We start from the raw sequence: 18843 nt of genomic DNA on the forward strand, positions 1-18843 counted from the left end.
CCCGCACTCCGCGGACGGCGCAGGCCGCTTACGGCGCTCCCCGATAGGGGCGCGGGGAACTGCGCGAAAAACCACAACGCACCCGCACCTTCGAAACAGCACCGGCACCGGCTACCGCTCCAACAGCATCCGCTGCAGCTCCCGTGCCGCCCGAGGCGGAGCCACATCGCTGCGGTGCGCCAGAGCGATGGTCCGATGCAACCCCGGCCGCCCCAACGGAGTGACCCGCAGCCCTCGCCCCGCCCGCGCCGCGACCATCCGGGGCACCACCGCCACCCCCAGCCCCGCCCGAGCGAACCCCAGCACGGCGTCCATCTCGCCGCCCTCCACCGCGAACTCCGGCTCGAACCCCTCGGCACGGCACGCGGCCACGGTCAGCTCCCGCAGGTCGTACCCGTGCCGGAACATCACCAGCCGTTCCCCCTCCAGGTCGGCGATGCTGATCGCCCGCTTGCCGCCCCCCGGCTTCGGCGCGTCGGGCGAGGACACCACGACCAGGTCCTCCCGCAGCAGCTCCACCGTCGCCAGCGCCGGCGACGGCGTCGGCAGCGGCAGTACCACCAGCGCCAGATCCAGCGCCCCGCGCGCCAGCTCGCGTACCAGGTCGTGCGAGCCGCCCTCCTCGATCAGGAGCCGGATGCCGGGATAGCGGTCGTGGAAGGCGCGCAGCACATCCGGCAGCAGGCCCGTGCACAGGCTCGGTGTCGCCCCCAGCCGGACCCGACCGGAGCGCAACTGGACCAGCTCCTGGACTTCGAGCCGCGCTGTATCCGCGTCGGCCAGGATGCGGCGCGCCAGCGGCAGCAGCGCCTCTCCCGCGTCGGTGAGCGTGATGTTGCCGCGGGCCCGCAGGAAGAGGTCGGCGCCCAGCTCCCGCTCCAGGGCCTTGATCTGCTGGGACAGCGACGGCTGCGAGACGTGGACCAGGTCGGCGGCCCGGGTGAAGTGCCGGGTCTCGGCGACCGCCACGAAGTACTGGAGCTGCTGGAACTGCATGACCCCACGATAGACGTTGGCTATGGAAACGAGCCGGAGGATGTCTTGGACCGATCGGGCACCCGCCACCTACCTTCTACTGACATGGCTCTGGCAACGCGGACGGACCGACGACCGTCCATGGCACGCACGGTGTGGGACAGCTCCGTAGGCAAGAAGACCGTGATGGCGGTCAGCGGACTGATCATGCTGTCGTACCTGGTCGTCCACATGTTGGGAAACCTGAAGATCTTCTTCGGGTCCGATGAGTTCAACGGGTACGCACACTGGCTGCGCACCATCGGCGAACCGTTCATGCACTACGAGTGGACGCTCTGGCTCGTCCGCATCGTGCTCGTGGTCGCGGTGATCGCGCACGGCGTCTCCGCGTACCAGCTCAGCCGCCGTGACATCAAGGCACGGCCCAGCAAGTACGTGCACAAGAAGCCGCGCGCCAGCTACGCCACCCGCACCATGCGCTGGGGCGGCATCATCCTCGCCCTGTTCATCGTCTGGCACATCCTCGACCTGACCACCGGCACCGTGCACTCCGGCGGCTTCCAGGAGGGCCGCCCGTACCAGAACGTCGTGGACACCTTCTCCACCTGGTACGGCAACACGATCTACATCGTCGCCGTCCTCGCCGTCGGCATGCACATCCGGCACGGATTCTGGAGCGCCGCCCAGACCCTGGGCGCCGGCAGCCGCACCCGCGACCGCGCCCTGAAGGCCGTAGCCAACGTTCTCGCGCTTGTGCTCACGTGCGGCTTCCTCGCCGTGCCCGTGGGCGTCATGACCGGAGTGGTGAGCTGACATGACCTACACCGACTACCTGACCGGTGACCCGGTCGTCGACACCAAGGCGCCCGAGGGCCCGATCAACGAGCGCTGGGACAAGCGCCGTTTCGAGGCCAAGCTGGTCAACCCCGCCAACCGCCGCAAGCACACGGTGATCGTGGTCGGCACCGGCCTGGCCGGCGGCTCGGCGGGCGCCACACTCGCCGAACAGGGCTACCACGTCGTCCAGTTCTGCTACCAGGACTCCCCGCGCCGCGCCCACTCCATCGCCGCGCAGGGCGGTATCAACGCCGCGAAGAACTACCGCAACGACGGCGACTCCGTGCACCGCCTGTTCTACGACACCGTCAAGGGCGGCGACTTCCGGGCCCGCGAGTCCAACGTGCACCGCCTCGCGCAGATCTCGGTGGAGATCATCGACCAGTGCGTCGCCCAGGGCGTGCCGTTCGCCCGCGAGTACGGCGGCCTCCTCGACACCCGATCCTTCGGCGGTGTGCAGGTCTCCCGCACCTTCTACGCCCGCGGCCAGACGGGCCAGCAGCTCCTGCTCGGCGCCTACCAGGCGCTCAGCCGCCAGATCGCCGCGGGCAACGTGGAGATGCACCCGCGCACCGAGATGCTCGACCTGATCGTCATCGACGGCCGGGCCCGCGGCATCGTCGCCCGCGACCTGATCACCGGCAAGGTCGACACGTACTTCGCCGACGCGGTCGTCCTCGCCTCCGGCGGCTACGGCAACGTCTTCTACCTGTCAACGAACGCCATGAACTCCAACGCCACCGCCGTGTGGCGGGCGCACCGGCGCGGCGCGTACTTCGCCAACCCCTGCTTCACCCAGATCCACCCCACCTGCATCCCGCGCACCGGCGACCACCAGTCCAAGCTGACGCTGATGAGTGAGTCGCTGCGCAACGACGGCCGGATCTGGGTGCCGAAGGCCAAGGGCGACACCCGCCCGGCGAACCAGATCCCCGAGGACGAGCGCGACTACTACCTGGAGCGCATCTACCCGTCCTTCGGCAACCTGGTGCCCCGTGACATCGCCTCCCGCGCCGCGAAGAACGTCTGCGACGAGGGCCGCGGCGTCGGCCCCGGCGGCCAGGGCGTCTACCTCGACTTCGCCGACGCCATCAAGCGCATGGGCCGCAAGGCGGTCGAGGCCAAGTACGGCAACCTCTTCGACATGTACCACCGGATCACCGACGAGGACCCGTACGAGGTGCCGATGCGGATCTACCCCGCCGTGCACTACACGATGGGCGGACTGTGGGTCGACTACGACCTGCAGACCACGATCCCCGGCCTGTTCGCGATCGGTGAGGCCAACTTCTCCGACCACGGCGCCAACCGGCTCGGCGCCTCGGCGCTGATGCAGGGCCTGGCCGACGGCTACTTCGTGCTCCCCGCCACCATCAACGACTACCTGGCGAAGAATCCGAAGCTGGAGACGGTCACCGACGGGCACCCCGTGGTCAAGGAGGTGCTGTCCGAGACCGAGGACCGGATCACCCGGCTGCTCTCCGTCGACGGCGACCGCACCCCGGACTCCTTCCACCGCGAAGTCGGCGAGCTGATGTGGGAGTTCTGCGGCATGGCCCGCTCCGACTCCGGCCTGCGCAAGGCGCTGGAGCGCATCCCGCAGATCCGCGAGGAGTTCTGGCGGCGCATCAAGGTGCCCGGCACCGGCGAGGAGTTCAACCAGTCGCTGGAGAAGGCCAACCGGATCGTCGACTACCTGGAGCTCGCCGAGCTGATGTGCCTCGACGCGCTGCACCGCTCCGAGTCCTGCGGCGGCCACTTCCGCGAGGAGTCCCAGACGCCCGACGGAGAGGCCGCCCGCAAGGACGACGAGTTCTCCTACGCGGCCGCCTGGGAGTTCAACGGCACCGGCGAGGCGCCCACCCTGCACAAGGAAGACCTGGTCTTCGAGTACGTCCACCCCACCCAGCGGAGCTACGCATGAAGCTCACCCTGCGCGTCTGGCGGCAGAAGAACGCCGACGCCGAAGGCGCCATGTCCACGTACGAGGTGGACAACATCTCCTCCGACATGTCCTTCCTGGAGATGCTCGACACGCTCAACGAGGAACTCATCCTCAGGGGCGAGGACCCGGTCGCCTTCGACCACGACTGCCGCGAGGGCATCTGCGGCGCGTGCTCCCTGGTCATCAACGGAGACGCGCACGGCCCCGAGCGGACCACCACATGCCAGTTGCACATGCGGTCCTTCAAGGACGGCGACACGATCGACATCGAGCCGTGGCGGGCCGCCGCCTTCCCGGTGATCAAGGACCTGGTGGTGGACCGGTCGGCCTTCGACCGGATCATCCAGGCCGGCGGGTACATCACCGCGCCCACCGGCTCCGCCCCGGAGGCGCACGCCACCCCGGTGCCCAAGCCGGACGCCGACCTCGCCTTCGAGCACGCCGAGTGCATCGGCTGCGGCGCCTGCGTGGCGGCCTGCCCCAACGGCGCGGCGATGCTGTTCACCTCCGCCAAGGTCAACCACCTCAACGTGCTGCCCCAGGGCGCCCCCGAACGGGAGACCCGGGTGCTGGACATGGTGGCGCAGATGGACGAGGAGGGCTTCGGCGGCTGCACCCTCACCGGCGAGTGCGCCACGGCCTGCCCGAAGGGCATCCCGCTGGTCTCCATCACCGGCATGAACAAGGAGTGGCTGCGGGCCACCCGCAAGGTCAAGCGGTAGTACGCCGCCGCTTGCCACAGACGTTCGCCGACACCGCGCGGACGAGCGGGGCCGGGAGGGTGCTCCCCGGCCCCGCTTCGCTTGCCCGGCCTCGCTAGGCTGCGCGCATGATCTTCACAAGTCAGCAGCAGCACCGGTTCCTTGACGCGGTCGCCCGGTTCGAGATCGCCGTACACGAGCAGGAACCGGACCGTGCGGAGGCCGCGTTCGGGGAGATGTACGGCGCCTTCCAGGACGCGACGCCGCAGGAGGTCGCCGAGGCCGCCCCGCGCCTGGCCTCGCTGCTGCCCGAGGTCCCGCCGGGACCCCGCGCCACCGTCGCCGTGATCGTCGGCGCCTGTGTGGAGCGCGGCGCCGATCCGCGGCCCTGCGCGCCGTACATATTCGTGGAGGTGGCCGAAACCCTGGCCGCCGCGGGCGAGTTCTGCGAGCGCTGGAAGGAGACCGGCGGCGGCGACTTCCCCGAGCCGGGGGCGGAGGAAGCGGACGACGCGCTCTTCGACCGTGCCGGCGTGGAGGCGGCCCTGGCCTGGCTGACGATGCCGCAGTGGGAGATGGCCTCCCTCGCCATGCTCAACCACGCCGAGGTACGCACCGCGCTCGACGCTTCGCTGCGCGCCCGGCTCCTGCGGGCCCTGCGAACCGTGTCGGAGGCCTCCGACCACCCGTTCAAGTGCCTGGAGTACGCCCTCCTCGTCCTCGACGACGAGCCCCTGGTGGTGCTGCACCGCCCCACCGGCACCGGCTACCGCGTACGCATGAGCGGCATCGGCGACAACTTCCAACTGCACACCCTGCTCGCCGGCATCCTCATAGGCGGCGGCCACATACCCGGCCGGGCCCCGTCCCCCGAGGAAGTCGCGGTCTGCGAGGACGCCCCCGGCCAGGTCCACACCGTGGGCTCGTTCAACCTGGTCACCTCCACCGGCGAATGGATCTGGAACGAGGGCACCCCCTCCGACATCCCCCGCGTGGACGGCATCCGCCTCCTGGTCCTCGACCCCCCGCCCTACGAACGCAGCTGGCCCGCCGGCCGCTTCTTCCCGAACATGACCGGCGCCCTGGTCCTGGACCGCGTCCTGGACGAAACGGAGACCCGCTACTGGCTGGGGGTCTGCACCCCGCCGAAGTGACGGTGCGCTTCCACCCTCGACCGGCGTGGGCGGGCGGCCATTCGGTACCCGCTTCAACCACCTCCCGCCAGGACAAGCACCCCTCGGCTGCCGAGAATGGGAGGTGGGCACAGGCCGACCTGTGAGGTGAGGGCCATGCTCCGATCAGGCGTACCGGACGCGGCAGCCGGGCTCCTGCAGCACCGGGTCGTGGCGCTGATCCGCCGGATCAAGGCCGGTACGAGAAGCGCGCAGGCGATCGAACCGGAGCTGCGCGGACGCGTGGGCACACGTCTGACCACAGCCCTGCGCCTGCGGGAGATCGAGACCCGCGAACTCCTCGGCGCGATCGAGACGGGCACGGCGCCCGTGGACCCCTGGACGGAGCTGTACCGGCTCCAGCTGGCCTGCGACGAACTCTTCGAGGAGACCCTGTCCCTCCTGGAGGGCGCCGCCCTGCGCGCCGCCCGGCTCGACGACGGGTACTGCGGGATCGCCGATGCCCTGCTCGACGAGATCGGAGAGCTGACCCCGGTCGCCTGGGACTCCTTCACCGTCCTCGGCACCGAGGAGATCTACGTACGGTCGACCCGGGTGATCAGCGTGCGCTTCCCGAGCCGGTCGTTCTGGGACCTGCCCGTGGTCGTGCACGAGTACGGGCACTTCGCCGGACCTGCCGTCACCGTCGACGGCGGCGCCCGGACCGTCCACCCCCTGGAGGACCAGCTCCAGCGCACCCGCCGGGCCCGGTCCGACGCGCACTGGCCCTGGCTGCACGAGGTGTTCGCCGACGCCTTCGCGACGTACGTGCTCGGCCCGGCGTACGGCCTGGCCTGCGCCCTCGACAGGTTCGACCCCGCGGCCGCCCGGGACGGCACACCGACCCACCCGCCCCCCAATCTGCGGATCGCGGCGATCGTGGCCGTACTGGACCGGCAGAACCCGGACCGCCGCTACGACCACGTGCTCCACACCCTGCGCACGGCGTGGAGCGGGGCCACGGCCGAGGCGGGTACGTCGGAACCGGCGGCGCTGACCGATCCGTACGGGAGCTGGCTGGACGACTGCATGACGTTCCTGACCGGCCACCTCGCCGAGGCCCGCTACGGCACCGGCTGGTGGAGCGCGCAGGAACTGGCGCACGGCCTCGGCGGGGACGAGTACGGCGAGGCGCCCCACCTCGTCCCCGGGCCCGCGGCCGGCCACCGGATGCGGGACATCGTCAACGCGGGCTGGCTGGCCCGTATCGGCACGACCGATGACCGGGCCCGCCGCGAGATCGAGCGACAGGTCAGGGAACTGGCCGAGTTCAGCATGGCGCGGGAGGTCCCCTGATGGGCCTGTTCATTCTGCAAGAACGCATCGCCACCCTGCGCCGCAATCTCAAACGGGCGAAGGCCGCCTCCCTCACGCGGCTGGAACTGCACAACGTCCAGGTCGACGACGGCCCCTGGATGAAGGCGTTCAACGAGATCCGCCGCAACTCCACGGAGGAGCTCAAGCAGCTCGACGCCCTCGACGCGGACGTGGAGAAGGGCGAGCTGGACGCGAGCGAGGCCTGGAAGAGGTTCTCCGAGATCGAGTGCCTCAGTGAGGAACTCTTCCGTGAGTGCCTGGAGATGCTCGGCGGCCTGGTCTTCCGCGAGATGAAGCTGGACGAGCAGATCTGCCGGTTCGCCGACGAGCTGATCAAGGAATGCGCCACCAGCGTCGCGAACGTACCGGCGTTCGTGATCCCTTCACCCGATCGCGTCCCGCCCGTCGACATGCGCCATGTCGCGCATGTGCGGTTCCCGGAGTGGGACCTGTGGGCGCTGCCTCTCGTCGCGCACGAGTACGGGCGGGTGGCGATCGCCGGGTCGGACCATGCGAGGGAACTCGTCGGCAAGCTCGCGCAGGCCCAGTACGCCGAACTCTCCGGCGACGCCGACGTCCTGCCCGAGGACGTCGAGCGGCGGGTCCAACTCCTTCTCGCCGATGCCTTCGCCACCTTCACCACCGGTCCGGCCTACGCCTGCGCGCTCCTGCTGCTGCGCCTCGACATGGTCGGCGCGTCTCCCGCGGAGCGTGCCTTCGTGGGCCAGCGCGCCGACATGGTGACGGGCATCGTCGACGCGCTCGGTCCCAAGGGGCTCGTGGACACCCAGATCCGCGGACCGCTGATGAGCCGCTGGGAGGAGGCCGTCGCCTCCCAGCCGCCCGCCGCCGCGGACAGCGCCGACCCGCTCGCCCCGCTCGACCTGGACCCGGCCGAGGTGCACGCGGCCCTGAAGGACGCCTTCTACCCGGGCGCCGCGTACACAACGGCCAACTGGCACACGGCGATGCAGTGGGGCGAGGAGTGGAAGGCGCAGCTGGGGAACGACGAGGAGCCGTCCGTCCCCCGTGACGTGATGGCGGCCCATCGACTCCGGGACGCCCTCAATGCCTCCTGGTACGTCCGGATCGGGGACGCGGACTGGGAGACGAAAGGAGTCCGGGTGACCCGGCTGCTGTGCCAGAAGATCATCGATGTGCGGGCGGCCGCCGCGTCCGGTTCGGGCGACAAGGTGCGCGGCACGTCCCGTCCGGAGCAGGGAGGCTGAGGTGACCGGCGCGGTCAGCCCCTGGGGCTTCAAGGGCACTCCGGTCGGGCGGCTGGCGGCGGAACTGGCGGCCGCCAAGGAGGCACTGGCGTGCGGCAGGTTCGGGGACAGCGTACGCAGCGCCGAGCGCGTCCTGACCCAGACCGCCGCGGCACGCTCCGCGGCCGAGAGCGACGAGTACCGGCAGCGCCTCGACCTGCTGCACGCGTCCGCGCTGACCACCCTCGGCCGGGTCGCGCGGCGGGGCCCGGCGCCGGACGGACAGGCACGGTTCGAGGAGGCGGCGGCGATCTTCAGCCGGGCGCTGGGCGCCGGCGAGGAACTGCGGCGCGACGGGCTCGCGGACTACGGAACCGCGCTCGTCGCCCTGGGACGCGTCGAAGAGGCACGGCAGTTCGTCACCCTGGCACTGGAACGGGACACCCGGGTACCGCCCGAAGCGGTCCTGGGCGTCGCCGATCTGCTCGGCCTGCGCTCCGAACAGGCGGAGGCGGACCGGCTGCTGCGCCTCGCGCTGGACGCCGGAGTGGAGGACCCGGCGATCGCCGAACGGCTGGCCGGGAGCCTCGGCAAAGCCGCTCAGCCGGACCGGGCGGCGGACGTCTACGCCCGGGCCGGGATGTGGTACGGGGCCGCCGGCAGACCGGACGAGGCGCTGAGGTGCTTCGATCTGGCCGTCGCCCTCGTGCCCGACCACATCGGCGCCATGCTCGGCCGGAGTTACGCCCTGCACGACCTCGGGCGGGCCGAGGAGGCGCTCGCGGTCGTCGGGCAGGTCGTTCAGCAGCACCCGGAGTCCGTCGAGGCGCACGCGTACATGGCTCAACTGCTGGGCTCGCGCGATCAGTTGGTGGAGGCGTTCCGACTGCTCCAGGACGCCCTCGCGCGCTTTGGCGACGTACCGGAACTACGGGCGACACTGGCCCGTGCCCTGCTGTGGGCGGGGAGCGAGCAGGAAGCGCTCTCGGTCGTGAAGGTGCTGCTGGAGGAACGCCCCACCGACGTCGAACTGCGGCGCCTCAAGGCGCACATCCTCCTCGAACTGGACCACTCCGAGGCGGCCATCGAGATCCTGAGCGGACTGCTGGCCGAGAACCAGGCCATCCTCGACGACCGGCTCGACGTGATCGACGCCGTGATCCGCATGGGGGAACTGCAGCGGGCCCTCAACGAGACGGAACACGCCCTGCTCTTCGCACCGGACAGCCCGGAACTCATCGGCCGCCGCGCCTACATCCTCCACCGCCTCGAACGTCCCGAGGAAGCGCTCGCCGCCGCCCGGCACGCCACCACGTCGGACAGCCCGGACGCCACCGCCCTCTACGCGGAGGGACTGGCGCTGGTCCGGCTGGACCGCAAGCGGGAGGCATTGCGCCCCCTGCGGCGGCTCCTGCGTCTGCGGCCCGAATTCCTCGACGGCAGGCTGCGACTGACCGAACTGCTCATCCACCAGGGCGAGACGGACGAGGCCGACGGCATCGTCGCCGACGGGCTCAGAACACACGGAGAGGTAGTGGGACTGCTGCTGGCCCAGGGCCGCATCGCCATCCACCGACGGGACCACGAAGCCGCACTCGAACCGCTGGAGACGGCGGTGCGGCGCCTGGCGGAGGCGGACGGGGGCGAAACCGGAGCGGTCGGCGCCGCAGAGGCCGCGGAGGTGTATCTCTGGCTCGGCGAGGCGATGCGCCTGCTCGGCCGGCTGACGGAAGCGTGCTCCTGGCTGGAGCGCGGACTCGAACTCCGCCCGGACCACGGCACCCTGCTGGGCACCCTGGGCCAGGTGCTGCGCGCGCAGGGCAGCGCCGAGGCCGAGGAGAGGCTGCGCCAGGCGGTCAAGGCCGAGCCCAGCCCCAGCTTCGCCCACGCCGAACTCGGCGACCTGCTCCGGGACGAGGGACGGCTGGTCGAATCCCGGGACGTGCTCCTCGCGGCCACCCGGCGATGGCCCGCCGAGGCTTGGCTGTGGGGGACGCTCGGCGCCACCCACCACCGGCTGCGGGACTACGACGCCGCACTGGAGTGCTGCGACAAGGCACTGGAACGCAACAGCGCCTACGCGTGGGCATGGGCCCTCAAAGGGGCCGTGCTGTGGGACATCGACGAACTCGACAGGGCCGTCGAGGCGTTCGACGCCTCCCTGGACCTGGACCCGGCCAACGGCTGGGCGTGGATGTGCCGCGGCTGGGCCCTCGAACTGCTGGAGCGGCGGGAGGAGGCTCGGCAGAGCTTCCGCCGAGCCGTGCGCCAACGCTCGACCACCGACCACGAGGACCACGCCTGGGCGTTGATCGGGCTGGCCGACCTGCTGCTCCAGGACGCCGATGTCCCCGCGGCGCGGCGCCACTTCCAGCAGATACTCAGGGCACTGCGCGGAGTCGACGGCATGGAGCTGGCCCAGATCGGCTGGTGCCAACTGCGGCTGGACGAGTGCGAGCAGGCCGCGCGCGAGTTCGGCGAGGCGCTGCTGATCGAGGAGGCCTTCAGCCCCGTCCAGTTCGACCTGGCCCTCGCCCTGCTCGGCCTGGACCCCGTCGAGCGGGCCGTCGTGGCCTTCGCCGAGGCCGTCGTGGCCCTGCGTGCCGTCACCCACCCCGGCCGCAGGAACTTCCTGCTGCACGTGGCCGAGCACGACCTGGACATCGTGCAGACCCAGCCCAGCTACCGGACGGTGGGACCCGAGCACGTGGACGTGATCCGCTGGATGCTGACCCGCGACGGACCGGCCGCACCGGAATGGAGGCGAGTCATGGAAGCGAAGCTGCTTCCGGAGAAGTACCGCTGCACGCTGCACGACACCGACCTGACGGAAGCGGTCGTCCGCAAGGTGTACAGCGATCCGGTACAGGTGGCCAACTTCGGCTACTCCGCCCGCCGGGGCAGGAAGCGGGACGGGAGCAAGGACAAGCCCTTCACCGTGGTCGTGGAGTGCCCCGGGGCCGAGTCGGGTGAGGACGCGCACGACCACGAGTTCAAGGGGGTAGTGCGGCCATGACCGTCGCGGCCCGCCGGGACGTGGTCTCGCCCGAGACCCGGCGCTGGCAGCGCGCCGCCGAGGCGATCGAGCCCGAGCACACGCTCACCAGGAACGCGGCCAACGCCAAGTACGTCCTCACCTCCGTCTCCCTGCTGGGCACCTTGGTCTCGGTCATCGGCCTGGCATCCCTCGGCGAACTCACCCGGCGGCCGGAACTGCTCGTGTTCGCGGCCCTGGCCGTCGTCCTCGTACTGGCCGCGGTACTGCTCGCCCTGTGGACACTCGTCCTGCGCAGCCGCCGGGTCAACCTCGACGACCTGGAGGACGTGAAGGCCTGGTACGAGGGCGAGTTCGCCCATGCGGGCAAGGTGGCCGCCGCGGGCCGGCTGCTGTGCGCGGGCCTGCTCGTCGCCGGGGTGACGGCCCTGGTCGCGGCGGTGGTGCCGCATCCGTCGTACCGGGTCGGCCTGGACGGCGTCCGGTCGGCCGCACAGGACCGTCTCACCGCGAGCGCCGGAGTGACCGACGCCGACCCGGACGCGGTACTGACCATGACGGTCACCGGCTCGGACGCCTCCGGCGCCAACACGGTGCTCACGCGCAGCAGAGGTACGCCCGACGCCGACGGTGCCGCCACGTTCCGTGTCTCCGTCGACTCCCCCCGGAACTACGCCACCTACACGGTCGTCCTGACCGCCGACGGCGAGCGGGTGGCCGCCCTGACACTTCCCGCCCCCTGACGCCCGGCGCCGAGGGCCCGCGTCACAGCCCGAACAACCGCGCCCCGTTGTCGTGGCACACCGCCCGCAGCCACTCCTCGCCCAGGTCCAGGCGCTCCAGGGCCTCCAGTTGGTGGACGTACGGGTACGGGATGTTCGGGAAGTCCGTGCCGAGGAGGACGCGGTCGCCGAGGGCTTGGAGGCGGGGAAGTTCGGTGGCGGGGAAGGGGGTCAGACGTTCGCCGAAGTCGGTGAAGGCCATCGTGGTGTCCAGGCGGACCTCGGCGTGGCGCTCGGCCAGGTCCAGGAAGTCCGTGTACTCCGGGAGCCCCATGTGCGCCACGATCAGGCGCAGCCGGGGATGGCGGGCGAGCAGGCGGGCCACCGGTTCCGGGCCGGTGTGCTTGCCGGGGGCCGGGCCCGAGCCGCAGTGCATGACCACGGGGACGCCGGCCTCGGCGAGCAGGCCCCAGGCGGGGTCCAGGAGGTTGTGCGCCGGGTCGTACGCGCCCACCTGGATGTGGGACTTGAACACACGCGCCCCGGACTCGACCGCCTCGCGCACGTAGTCCTCGACGCCGTCCTCCGGGTACAGCGTGGCCGTGTGCAGGCAGTCCGGCGTGCGGGAGGCGAAGTCCGCGGCCCAGCCGTTCAGCCAGGATGCCATGCCCGGCTTGTGCGGGTACAGCATGGCTGTGAAGGCACGCACCCCGAAGCGGCGCAGCAGCTCCACCCGCCGCTCCTCCTCGTGCCGGTAGGCGATGGGCCACGCGACACCGGTCAGCGGGCCGACCGCGTCGAAGTACTGCCACACCTTGCGCAGCACCCGCTCCGGCATGAAATGCGTGTGGACGTCGACGAGGCCGGGCACCCCGATGCGGCGCCGGAAGGCCGCCAGGGCCTCGGCCTCCGCCACGGGATCGCTTCCGCTGTACGCAGTCATGCTCCGACTGTCACGCATACCGACGGGTCGGGACAACCCCCGGCGATCATGTTCCGTGCAGCGTGCGGGCCAGATACGGCGCCGTCGCGCTGCCCGGCACCCGCGCCACCTCCGCGGGCGGCCCCGCCGCCACGATCCGCCCGCCCGCGTCACCGCCGCCCGGCCCGAGGTCGATCACCCAGTCCGCGCCCGCCACCACCGACATGTCGTGCTCGACGACGACCACGGTGTGCCCGGCGTCCACCAGGCCGTGCAGCTGGCGCATCAGGACCTCCACGTCGGCCGGGTGGAGCCCGGTGGTCGGCTCGTCGAGGAGGTAGAGGGTGTGTCCGCGGCGGCCCCGCTGCAGCTCGCTCGCCAGCTTGATCCGCTGGGCCTCGCCACCGGACAGCTCCGTCGCGGGCTGGCCGAGCCGCAGATAGCCCAGACCGACGTCGAGGAGCGTGCCGAGGCTGCGCGCCACCGCCGGGGTGTCCGCGAAGAAGTCGGCCGCCGCCTCCACCGTGAGGTCCAGCACCTGTGCGATGTTCCGCCCCCGGTACGTCACTTCGAGCGTTTCGGGGTTGTAGCGCGCGCCCCCGCAGTCCGGGCACGCCGCGTACGTGCTCGGCAGGAACAGCAGCTCCACACTGACGAACCCCTCGCCCTGGCAGGTCTCGCAGCGCCCGCCCGCGACATTGAAGGAGAACCGGCCCACGCCGTAACCCCGCTCCCGTGCCTGCTCGGTGGCCGCGAACTCCTTGCGCACGACGTCGAACAGGCCCGTGTAGGTGGCCAGGTTGGAGCGCGGGGTCCGGCCGATCGGCTTCTGGTCGACGCACACCAGCCGCCCGACGCCCGCCGTCTCCTCGGTGATCTCCCCGATCAGCGTGGACTTCCCCGAGCCGGACACCCCGGTGACCGCCGTGAACACCCCGAGCGGGAACTCGGCGGTCACGGAGCGCAGGTTGTGCCGGGTGACCGGACCGATCTTCAACTGGCCGCTCGGGGCGCGCACTTCACGCACCGGCACGGGGGAGCGGTCGAAGAGGAAGCGGGCCGTCGCCGACTCCGCCACCGCGGCCAGCCCCTCCGGCGGGCCGCTGTAGAGGACCTGCCCGCCGTGTTCACCGGCGCGCGGGCCCACGTCGACGAGCCAGTCCGCGCCGCGCATCACCTCCAGGTGGTGCTCCACCACGAACACCGAGTTCCCGGCCGCCTTCAGCCGCTCCAGCACCGTCAGCAGCGCCTCCGTGTCCGCGGGGTGCAGTCCGGCGGACGGTTCGTCGAGGACGTAGACGACGCCGAACAGCCCGGAGCGCAACTGGGTGGCGAGGCGCAGGCGTTGCAGCTCGCCCGCGGAGAGGGTAGGGGTGGCGCGGTCGAGGCTGAGATAGCCGAGGCCCAGCTCGACGACCGGGGCGATACGGGAGCGCAGGTCCTCGGTGAGCACGCGGGCGGTCTCGGAGGTGCCGTGCAGGAGACCGGCCAGCTCCAGCAGCGGAAGGGCGGCCAGTTCGGCGATCGTACGGCCGGCGAAGGTCACCGCCAGCGCCTCCGGTCGCAGCCTGCTGCCGTCGCAGGCCGGGCAGGGCGCGGCGGTCAGGAAGCGCTCCGCCTTCGCGCGCAGCGTGGCGCTCTTGGAGTCGGAGAACGTCTTCATCACATACCGCCGGGCGCTCATGTACGTGCCCTGGTACGGCCGTTGGATCCGGTCGGCGTCCCGCACCGGATGGACCGTGACGACCGGCTGCTCGTCGGTGAACAGGATCCACTCCCGCTGCTCGGCGGGCAGCTCGCGCCAGGGGCGGTCCACGTCGTGGCCGAGCGCGTCCAGGATGTCCCGCAGATTCTTGCCCTGCCAGGCGCCCGGCCAGGCGGCGATCGCGCCGTCCCGGATCGACAGCGCGGGGTCCGGGACCAGCAACTCCTCGCTCGTACGGTGCACTTGGCCGAGCCCGTGGCACTCCGGGCAGGCCCCGGCGGCCGTGTTGGGGGAGAAGGCGTCGGAGTCGAGCCGCTCGGCGCCGGGCGGGTAGTCACCGGCCCGGGAGAACAGCATCCGCAGCGAGTTGGACAGGTTGGTGACCGTGCCGACAGAGGAGCGCGAGGTCGGCGCGGAACGGCGCTGCTGGAGCGAGACGGCGGGCGGCAGCCCGGTGATCTCCCCGACCTTGGGCGCCCCCACCTGGTGGATCAGCCTGCGCGCGTACGGCGCCACCGACTCGAAGTACCGGCGTTGTGCCTCGGCGTAGATCGTTCCGAAGGCCAGCGAGGACTTCCCCGAACCGGAGATCCCGGTGAACACGGCCAGCACGTCCCGGGGAATGTCCACGTCCACGCCCCGGAGATTGTGCTCACGGGCACCGTGCACGCGGACGTACGGGTCGTGGGGGTCGTGCATGAGAAGGGCTCCGTACGCGACGAGGAGGGACGAGGAGGACCGGGAAACCGGGAAACCGGCAAACCCCGCAATCCTATGCGACCGTCCTGCTCAGGGCCCGAACGTCCACACGTTCCCCACCGGCTGCCCGTCCCTGCGCAGCACCGTCCCCAGCAGCTCGGTCAGCGCCTCCTCCACCTCGGCGACCAGTTCCGCGCCGAAGACGCACAGCGACCGCTCCCGGAAGTCGCCGTAGGTGCCCATGCGCAGGTCGCCGGTGACCTGGATGACGTTCTCGTCGGGCAGGTAGGAGTAGCCCACCCACGGGTGCCGGCCGGGGCCGCCGACGCGGGCCGGGTCGAGGACGGTGCCGTTGACGTACCACTTGAGCACGTACAACCGGTCCCCGGGCCGGGTACGGGCGCGCAGTCCGCGGGCGATGACCGCCTCGACCTCGCGACACAGCGGGTCGCGCCAGTCGTCGACGGCGTCCATGTGCCAGGTGACCGAGCCGGGCGGCTCGGTGATGCCCTGGTCGGCGGTCTCGTAGGTGACCTCGAACCGCTGCTCGAAGCGGCGGCGGAGCGCCTTGTGCTCGGGCTCGCCGAACAGAGTTCTCACGGGGCGCTCCCGAGCCGGTTCGCCGGGCGGCGCCCAGCGGTACGGGGTCACCTCGGCGACCTCGTGGAAGCCCGCCGCCAGATGGACGGGGACGAGGTCTCCGCCCGCCTCGGCCACCAGGTACCGGGAGGGGGCCTGCGGCGCCCATGCCTGCCGGGCCCGGTCGGCGGCGGCGTGCAGCAGCTCGGGGAGCGGTCGGGTGATCGCGTCGATCGCGGAGAACTCCGTACCCTCGATCTTCTCCGACCAGACCAGGTCGACGGGGCGTGAGAGGCGCCAGACGGACAGGATGTCCATGCCGTGCTCCAGCTCCGAGACCGGCCGGCGCTGTTCCGGCGCCGCCTCGATGAGCCGCCGCAGCCGCTCCTGGTCGCCGTACGGGAGCCCCAGCCAGTAATCGCGCGGTTTCACGTCCGTGGACGGCACGTCGGCGACCTCCGCCACCAGCAGGGACCGCGGGGTGCCCGGGGTGAACCCGGCGGCGAGCAGGGTCTCGGCGAGGCGGGGCCCGTCGTGGGAGTGGACCTTCCAGGTCACCGGCTCCCCGCGCCGCGCGAACTCCTCCCGCGTACGGCGGACCAGACCGGCCAGGTCGCCAACGGCGGACAGGTCCTGGTGGTCGACGACCCCATGGGTGCCGTAGTGCACACGGACCAGGGGCCCGTCCCGCTCGGTGACCACCCCGAACACCTCGGGCGCGCGTCCGCGCATCTGTGTGTCGTACGTCCCCCACAACGCCGCGGCGTCAGCGGTCACTCAGGAGCTCCCGTGGTCACTTCACGATCCCGGCCAGGCGCCGGTAGGAATCCAGCAGCGACCGGCGGTCGTACGTGCTGGTGGTGACGAGGATCTCCTGGGCGCCCGTCTCCTTCAACAGGATTTCCAGCTCCTGCGCGACCTGTTCCTCGGTACCGGCGATGTGCCCGGCGAGCCCCTGCTCGTAGAAGCCGCGCTCCTTGGCGGTCATCGCCAGGGACTCGACGCGCTCGGCGGGCGGCAGGGGCGGGAAGGTGCCGTGGGTGCGGGAGTACGCCATCGACCAGGCCTCCGGGATCAGCAGCCGCCGGGCTTCCTCGGGGGTGGCGGCCACGGCGACGGTGCCGGAGACGACGACGTACGGTTCCGCCGACCAGGGGGAGGGCCGGAAGGTGGCGCGATAGTGGTCGATGCCGCGCTGCATCCTGGCCCGGTTCCGCAGGTCGCCGATGACCATCGGCAGGCCCGCGCGGGCCGCGATGGCCGCGCCCTCGCCCATCGCCAGCACGAACGGCGGCACCGTCAGCCCCTCGGCGGGCCGCGCGCGCACCCCCGTCGGCGAGGTACCGCGGAACCAGCCCAGCAGCTCCTCCAGTTGCCCCTCGAAGTCGTCGGCCCGGTCCTTGTCCCGCCCCAGCGCCCGGCGCACCCCGTCCGTGAACCCCACGGAACGCCCGAGCCCCATGTCGATCCGCCCGGGGAAGAGGGATTCCAGCACCCCGAACTGCTCGGCGACGACCAGGGGTTGGTGATTCGGCAGCATCACACCGCCGGTACCGACCCTGATGGTGCGGGTCGCGGCGGCGACGGCGGCGGCCAGCACGGTCGGCGCGGAGCCGGCGACCCCCGGCACCCCGTGATGCTCCGACACCCACACCCGGTGATACCCGAGCCCTTCCAGCTCCCGGGCCAGCGCCACGGTGTCCCGCAGCGCCTCGGGGTGCGTGTGCCCCTCCCGGGTACGGGACCGGTCGAGGACGGAGAAGCGGGTCTGGGCCAGGACGGAACTCATACCTGGTTCAACAACGGGGAGCGCTCAGGATTCCTTCAGCGCCGACCGCCCGAGCGCCAGCCGCCCGAGCCCCGAGCGCCGACCGCCTCAGCGCCGGGAGCGCACCCGTGCCGACCTCGGCGGATCGATGAACTGCAACTCCAGCGTGACCGGCGGCTCCGCGACGCCCGGCCCGCCCGCCGCCACCCAGTTCGCGATCTCCTCCGTGCTGTCGGCGTCCGTCGCGAAACCCACCCACGTCGGCCGTCCGCCCGCCCGGCGGCCCGCCGGGGAGGGGGCGACGACGATCACATTGGCCTGGTCGCAGGGGCCCAGACAGTCGGTCGTACGGAGGCGGAAGCCGTGCTCGGCGGAGGCGGCGCGGAGCCGTTCGAGCTGGGCCGCGTGGTCGGTGCCGGGGTGCTTGGCGGCGTCGCCGCAGCAGCAGCCGCGGCACACGACGACCGTGCAGTCAGGAGGGGAAGGCATGGCGACAGTCTGCTGCCTGCGCCGTGCGCCCCGATCACCGGCCCGCCCCCTGCGTATCGTTGGCGTCGTGACCGACAGCGGGAAACGGCCCCTCGCCGTGTTCGATCTGGACAACACCCTGGCCGACACCGGGCACCGGCAGCGGTTCCTGGAGAGCAAGCCCCGGGACTGGGACAGCTTCTTCGCCGCCGCGCCCGCCGATCCGCCGATCCCCGAAGGGATCGCCCTGGCGTTGGCCCAGGCCGAGGAGTGCGAGGTCGTCTACCTCACCGGGCGGCCCGAGCGGTGCCGGTCGGACACCCTGGAGTGGCTGGCCGCGCAGGGGCTGCCCGAGGGGCGGGTGTACATGCGGCGCGACACCGACCGCAGGCCCGCCCGGCGCACCAAGCTGGAGATCCTGCGCCGCCTGGCCAGGACCCGGGAGATCCGGGTCCTGGTGGACGACGACGAGCTGGTGTGCCAGGACGCCGAACAGGCGGGGTTCACCGTCGTACGGGCGTGCTGGACCGCCCCTTCCGCCGCACTGAGGAACGCGCAGGAGCGGGAGGGGCGGACCTGAGAGCCGCGCCCGGAGAGCCGGCCGTATCAGGCCGAGTCCTCCAGGCGGAAGCCGACCTTCATGGTCACCTGCCAGTGCGCGATCGTGCCGTTCTCCAACTGGCCGCGCACGTCGGTCACCTCGAACCAGTCCAGGTTGCGCAGGGTCTGGGAGGCTCGCTCGATGCCGTTGCGGATGGCCTGGTCCACGCCCTCGGGCGAGGTCCCGACGATGTCGGTGACCCGGTAGGTGTGGTTCGACATGTGGGTGC

At 71.6% G+C, this 18843-nt stretch carries 16 protein-coding genes; 9 read left to right on the top strand and 7 right to left on the bottom strand.

All coding sequences use genetic code 11. The features are described from left to right. Nucleotides 1-111 precede the first annotated feature (111 nt). Nucleotides 112-996 (bottom strand): LysR family transcriptional regulator, encoded by an 885-nt coding sequence (locus ACZ7L7_RS18110; RefSeq protein WP_093719950.1) that lies wholly within the window; start codon nucleotides 994-996, stop codon nucleotides 112-114. Nucleotides 997-1116: 120 nt separating this feature from the next. Here ACZ7L7_RS18110 and ACZ7L7_RS18115 point away from each other — a divergent pair, with 120 nt between their 5' ends. The 8 genes from ACZ7L7_RS18115 to ACZ7L7_RS18150 all read left to right on the top strand — a co-directional run bounded on the left by ACZ7L7_RS18115 (nucleotide 1117) and on the right by ACZ7L7_RS18150 (nucleotide 11893). Beyond that, nucleotides 1117-1788, top strand: a complete 672-nt coding sequence (locus tag ACZ7L7_RS18115; protein WP_285431031.1) for a succinate dehydrogenase — start codon at nucleotides 1117-1119, stop codon at nucleotides 1786-1788. 1 nt (nucleotide 1789) lies between these two features. Next, a complete protein-coding gene (locus ACZ7L7_RS18120) occupies nucleotides 1790-3736 on the top strand; it encodes a fumarate reductase/succinate dehydrogenase flavoprotein subunit (RefSeq protein ID WP_472076458.1) in 1947 nt (648 codons plus the stop codon). Beyond that, nucleotides 3733-4479: a succinate dehydrogenase/fumarate reductase iron-sulfur subunit gene (locus ACZ7L7_RS18125; RefSeq protein ID WP_093719947.1), complete on the top strand. Its 747-nt coding sequence runs from the start codon at nucleotides 3733-3735 to the stop codon at nucleotides 4477-4479. Before ACZ7L7_RS18120 ends, ACZ7L7_RS18125 begins: the two co-directional genes overlap by 4 nt. Nucleotides 4480-4586: 107 nt before the next feature. Beyond that, nucleotides 4587-5612: a hypothetical protein gene (locus ACZ7L7_RS18130; RefSeq protein ID WP_472076460.1), complete on the top strand. Its 1026-nt coding sequence runs from the start codon at nucleotides 4587-4589 to the stop codon at nucleotides 5610-5612. A gap of 135 nt (nucleotides 5613-5747) precedes the next feature. Next, nucleotides 5748-6926: a hypothetical protein gene (locus ACZ7L7_RS18135; protein ID WP_472076462.1), complete on the top strand. Its 1179-nt coding sequence runs from the start codon at nucleotides 5748-5750 to the stop codon at nucleotides 6924-6926. Then, entirely contained in the window at nucleotides 6926-8176 is a 1251-nt protein-coding gene (locus ACZ7L7_RS18140) for a hypothetical protein (protein WP_472076464.1), read from the top strand. Before ACZ7L7_RS18135 ends, ACZ7L7_RS18140 begins: the two co-directional genes overlap by 1 nt. Nucleotide 8177: 1 nt before the next feature. Then, the gene (locus ACZ7L7_RS18145) at nucleotides 8178-11171 is read left to right on the top strand and encodes a tetratricopeptide repeat protein (protein WP_285511867.1); all 2994 of its coding nucleotides are present in this window, start codon (nucleotides 8178-8180) and stop codon (nucleotides 11169-11171) included. Next, complete coding sequence (locus ACZ7L7_RS18150) at nucleotides 11168-11893, top strand: hypothetical protein (RefSeq protein ID WP_285511868.1); 726 nt, start codon at nucleotides 11168-11170, stop codon at nucleotides 11891-11893. Before ACZ7L7_RS18145 ends, ACZ7L7_RS18150 begins: the two co-directional genes overlap by 4 nt. A 22-nt stretch (nucleotides 11894-11915) precedes the next feature. Here ACZ7L7_RS18150 and ACZ7L7_RS18155 read toward each other — a convergent pair whose 3' ends face one another. The 5 genes from ACZ7L7_RS18155 to ACZ7L7_RS18175 form a co-directional block, all read right to left on the bottom strand. After that, nucleotides 11916-12815 (bottom strand): amidohydrolase family protein, encoded by a 900-nt coding sequence (locus ACZ7L7_RS18155; protein ID WP_285511869.1) that lies wholly within the window; start codon nucleotides 12813-12815, stop codon nucleotides 11916-11918. Nucleotides 12816-12861: 46 nt separating this feature from the next. Further along, nucleotides 12862-15198, bottom strand: a complete 2337-nt coding sequence (locus tag ACZ7L7_RS18160) for an ATP-binding cassette domain-containing protein (RefSeq protein ID WP_472076467.1) — start codon at nucleotides 15196-15198, stop codon at nucleotides 12862-12864. Nucleotides 15199-15288: 90 nt separating this feature from the next. Then, nucleotides 15289-16554: a DUF2716 domain-containing protein gene (locus ACZ7L7_RS18165; protein WP_472076469.1), complete on the bottom strand. Its 1266-nt coding sequence runs from the start codon at nucleotides 16552-16554 to the stop codon at nucleotides 15289-15291. 16 nt (nucleotides 16555-16570) lie between these two features. Beyond that, nucleotides 16571-17566 (bottom strand): LLM class flavin-dependent oxidoreductase, encoded by a 996-nt coding sequence (locus tag ACZ7L7_RS18170; protein ID WP_285511872.1) that lies wholly within the window; start codon nucleotides 17564-17566, stop codon nucleotides 16571-16573. 87 nt (nucleotides 17567-17653) lie between these two features. Then, a complete protein-coding gene (locus tag ACZ7L7_RS18175; RefSeq protein ID WP_285511873.1) occupies nucleotides 17654-18034 on the bottom strand; it encodes a (2Fe-2S) ferredoxin domain-containing protein in 381 nt (126 codons plus the stop codon). Nucleotides 18035-18101: 67 nt separating this feature from the next. Between ACZ7L7_RS18175 and ACZ7L7_RS18180 the strand changes: the two genes are divergently transcribed. Next, a complete protein-coding gene (locus ACZ7L7_RS18180; RefSeq protein ID WP_285511874.1) occupies nucleotides 18102-18593 on the top strand; it encodes a phosphatase domain-containing protein in 492 nt (163 codons plus the stop codon). Nucleotides 18594-18619: 26 nt separating this feature from the next. On the opposite strand, the gene ACZ7L7_RS18185 is transcribed toward ACZ7L7_RS18180, so the two are convergent. Beyond that, on the bottom strand, nucleotides 18620-18835 hold the full coding sequence (locus ACZ7L7_RS18185) for a dodecin (RefSeq protein WP_285511875.1): 216 nt from the start codon (nucleotides 18833-18835) through the stop codon (nucleotides 18620-18622). Between the last annotated feature and the right edge of the window lie 8 nt (nucleotides 18836-18843).

Source organism: Streptomyces sp. NPDC110618 (assembly GCF_055657065.1).